The 1296-nt window shown below is 74.5% G+C and carries 2 protein-coding genes; both read right to left on the bottom strand.

The features are described 5' to 3' along the window. Positions 1 to 2: 2 nt before the first annotated feature. A complete protein-coding gene (locus tag GBZ26_RS29390; protein WP_174441803.1) occupies positions 3 to 356 on the bottom strand; it encodes a hypothetical protein in 354 nt (117 codons plus the stop codon). After that, positions 353 to 1296: ABC transporter permease (locus GBZ26_RS29385; RefSeq protein WP_247884957.1), on the bottom strand; the 944-nt coding region annotated here is incomplete at its 5' end. The genes GBZ26_RS29385 and GBZ26_RS29390, both read right to left, overlap by 4 nt.

The raw sequence follows: 1296 nt of genomic DNA, 5'->3' as shown, positions 1-1296 counted from the left end.
CCTTAGCCTGGTGTTCTCGGAGCGGTGTATAAGGGACAGGCCGGCCGCCGGCTGCCGCTCGACCCGTCCGCCATGGATCTCGGGCAGGCCTGGGCCGGGCCGCCCGCCGCCAGGGCGAGCGCCAGCCCGGCGATGGCGCAGGAGGCTCCCGTCCCTGCGATCAGCCGGGCGGCGACGTCGCGTCCCAGCCCGTCGCATCCCAGCGGGTGGGCGGCGGACGGCCCGGCCCAGGCCTGACCGAGATCCATGGCGGACGGATCGAGCGGCAGCAGGAGGACGGCCAACGCCAGCGGCACGGCCAGCGCCGCCGCGAGCAGCAGGCCGGCACGTCCGGCGACGGAGGCCGACCCCCTCACCGCGGCTCACCATGGTCGCGCAGCTGCGGATCTGCGAGGCCGATCAGCAGCTCGGCGGTCAGGCTGATGGCGACCTGGAGCAGGACGAAGACCAGAACGGCGGCTCCGGCCACCGTGTGATCGCGGGCCAGCACCGCCTGGACGGTCAGCCGCCCGATCCCTGGCAAGGCGAAGACGCTTTCCACCGCCGCCGTGGTGGTGAGGATCGTTCCGGCCACCGATCCGACCGCCGCCGCCAGCGGCACCAGGGCGTTGGGCAGGGCGTGGCGCAGCAGAACGGCGGCCCGCCCCAGCCCCTTGGCCTGCGCGGTGCGGATGAAGTCGCGTTCCAGCACCTCCATCAGCTGGGTCCGGGTCAGGCGGGCGATCATCGCCGCCGCGGGCAGGGCGAGCGCCGCCACGGCCCAGGGCGCCGTACCGGACCCCGCCAGCATCAGCCATGTCGCCAGCGCCAGCGGCGGCACCGACAGGGCCAGAACCGACCCGATGGTGAGGGCGGTGCCCGGCCATGCCCGCCGGAGATCGGCCGCGGCGAGACCCAGCGCGAGCCCGAGGGGCAGCGCGAGCGCCGCGGCGCCCGCCAACAACCCCAGCGTCACCGGCAGGGCGTCGCCCAACAGCGCCGTCACCGGCACGCCGCCGTAGCGCAGCGATTGGCCGAGATCGCCCCGCAGCAGGTCCAGCGCGTAGGATAGGAATTGAACGGCCAGCGGCTGGTCCAGCCCGGCGTCTTCCCGCATGCGGCGGACCAGGTCCGGGTCCGCGGCCCGCCCGTCGACCATCAGCGAGATCGGGTCGCCGGGAAGCGCATGGGAGGCCAGAAAGCTCGCCAGTACGGCGGTTCCGGCCAAAAGCAGCAGGCGCGGCAGGCGCCGCCCCAAGCGCCAAACCAATCGCCAGTGCAGGCCGTATCGGCCGGGCCGGCGTCCCGTCATGGCAA

The organism is Azospirillum formosense (genome assembly GCF_013340925.1).
Lineage (GTDB): Bacteria > Pseudomonadota > Alphaproteobacteria > Azospirillales > Azospirillaceae > Azospirillum > Azospirillum formosense.
The sequence above is the reverse complement of the archived record's forward strand: the minus strand, read 5'-3'. Positions and strand labels throughout refer to the sequence as shown.